At 45.2% G+C, this 2770-nt stretch carries 2 pseudogenes; both read left to right on the top strand.

Annotated features, from left to right (window positions below):
* Positions 1-1603, top strand: a pseudogene (locus tag STRDD11_RS14830) (hypothetical protein); the annotation flags it as partial.
* Positions 1604-1626: 23 nt separating this feature from the next.
* Positions 1627-2770: pseudogene (locus STRDD11_RS14835) on the top strand (hypothetical protein); the annotation flags it as partial.

Here is a 2770-nt window from a genome sequence, read left to right on the forward strand (position 1 = left end):
GCTGCCTGAGGCCAAGGCTGAAGCAGCAGCTCAACGCTTGCGCCGCCGCAGCAAGAGAGACATCGGCTCTGCAGTGAATGCGCAGCTAAAAGCAGATTCAAAAACAACAGATATCCATGCAGTGGACAGCGTGCGCGAAACCTTAACTTTCAGTATTAGCGGCCATGAGGCAGACTATTCCGGCGGCCATATCAAGATTCATTTCCAGAATGGTAAAGCTATTAAAGTAAATCCATCTCCGGTAGGCGGCGTAACATACAGTCAAGAAGCAGTCGGCAATGATTTAAATCTGAAAATAGAACCGGCTAACCTCAAGGGCGGTGCCAGTTATAGCTTTGTTTATACCTTTCAGATGCATGCCCTCACAACAAACTGGGGTGGAGCTGTTCAGGCTATCGGACCGGATCATAAAGTGACGGCAATAGCTGCACTGTATGATAAAAATGGGCAGGAAGTCAAAGAACTGGGCAGACTTGAGCATATCTGGAAAGTGCTGGAAAATGGCGTTGTCGGTGGTACGGCCATGTCTTCCGGCCAAGTGATTGGCTATGATTTGGATAATGACGGGAAGATTGATGACGGTGCATCTGCCTTATCTTTTTATCTCTACAATGGTGTAAAAGATCCAAAAACAAACAATGCTAAGAATGATTACTTTAACTATGGCAATGGTGTATTCGATGGTCGGATGATTAATGGTTTGGGGATAAACGAGGTAGGAGGCAATATTATTGATCCCATTGTTTCCTATACCTATGATGTCGCCTTGAAAGAAGGCTACGAGCTGACAGATGAAGCCAAATCCTTTGGCTGGACTGCAGACGCTGCCGGCTACCATCTGACCATCACCAGAGAAAAGAATCCTCTGAAAGATATTAATAATAACCAAAACAAATATCTCCCCATTTCTTTTCGGCTGAAAGATAGCAAAGTAACAGACATTCATGGGAAGAGACAAACTTTGGAGATTACTGCCACTTATACAAAAGAGGATGCTAGCCAATATCAGAATCAGACTGCCATTCCTTATGACTTAAGAGTTCTGAAGACTGAGCCTAGTCCCAAATCGTTTTATGAGTTCAAACACTATGCTCAAACAGATTCGGAGATAATTCGCTCGCATGGGGAAGCTGAGTATCGTTCTTATGTCAATCTGACAGCAGAAGCAGAAGTCGAAAAAGATTATTCTCTGGACGACTTCACTATGACGCATACGATAAAAGATGAGCGTGAATCATATCGGACAGTCAATGCAATAGAAAACCACCAATGGGACGCAATATTTAGCCATCCCAATGCCTCTGTCGAAGTTTACAACAAGGCTAGCGGCCAATTATTAGGGACATTTAATGATAAGACGCGCAGTCTAAGTCTGACGGAAGAGCAGAATGTAAAAGAGCTGGAGTACAGATTCCGAAATATTTCGATGAAGAAGACAGCTGCTGCTAACACCTCCATTTTTGGCTTCCAGACAAAAACACGCTACAATGATTGGTCCAGTCTTTATAAAAACCAAAGTATTACCAAGTTAGAATCTAAGACAGAGTCTGCCTTCAGTAATAAAATTCTGTCTCTCTATCGAAGAGCGCAAAGACTGAATTGACACGGGTCGTCCAGCAGGTTTCTATGATTGGCAGGGCTAAGACAGATGTCTTTAACAACCATACTGGCGGTTCTGGATTCAGGGAAGACTATGTGACCGTTGCTGCAGGCAAGCGGATGGGCACTCAGAATTTATCAAACCTGACCGGTGTGCTGCACTTGGCCTATCTGGCGGATCCGCAGCTGAATTTTAGCGGAGACCCTAAGTTTAAGGCTTACTATAATTACAAAGGCACTGGAAAAACACTCTATTACGCTCAAGTGACTGGATCGCCGGATAAGCCGATTCCAGCCACTCTTTTAAAGCTGGAAAATAAGACGATTCCCAATGGCACCTATACCTATAAAGCGATAGCTTTCTGGGATGAGGAGCTTCCTGATGTCCAAGCTCAAAATGGCTATGATTTGGGCGAGATAGAGGGGATTGCTGTCACTGCAAAGAATTCTGTGTCTTATGATTTCAAGGTTATTGTTCAGGCATCTGAAGCAAGCGGTGTTTATTCTGAGGTCAGAAAGACAGGTGAGCAGCACTATGCCTATCATACTCAAGAGCACTTTGCCAATGATAAGATTGATTTCCGAGTTACCTACAAAAACGCTTCAAAACAGGCGGTTTCTGATGTCTATGTTCTCTCTTCCTTGCCGATGAAGGGTGACAAGCAGCTCGAATCAAAAAACCGCGGCTCCGAATTTACGGTGAATTTGACCAAAGCAGTGACACCGCCGGCAGGCTGGGAAGTCCAGTACAGCCGTCAAGCTGGTACGGCCGCAGAAATTCAGAAATCGGAATGGCTGACAGCAGCTGAAGTGACAGACTGGTCTGCGATCCGTGCTGTCCGCTGGCATTCAAAAGGGGAAATCACTGCTGGAAGCACGGTTCAGTTTACAATCGAAGAGGCCCTGATCACTAATCATGCAGCGCCAAATGCCAAGGCCTATCTCTCATCTGCCATGTCCAATGGGAAGTCAGCTTATTCAGAATCAAATAACGTATCCATTCAAATATCAGATGCCCTGACTACCGCCCGATTTACTTATCTTGACGTCAATGACCCTGCCAAACCTGTCCAGCTGGGAGATGTGGATACTGTAACCGGTATGCCAAATGGCGACATCGCTTATAATCCGTCTGTTCGTATCAAGGCCTTGACAGATGCAGGCTATGAAT

This window comes from Streptococcus sp. DD11, assembly GCF_001578865.1.
Taxonomy (GTDB): domain Bacteria; phylum Bacillota; class Bacilli; order Lactobacillales; family Streptococcaceae; genus Streptococcus; species Streptococcus panodentis.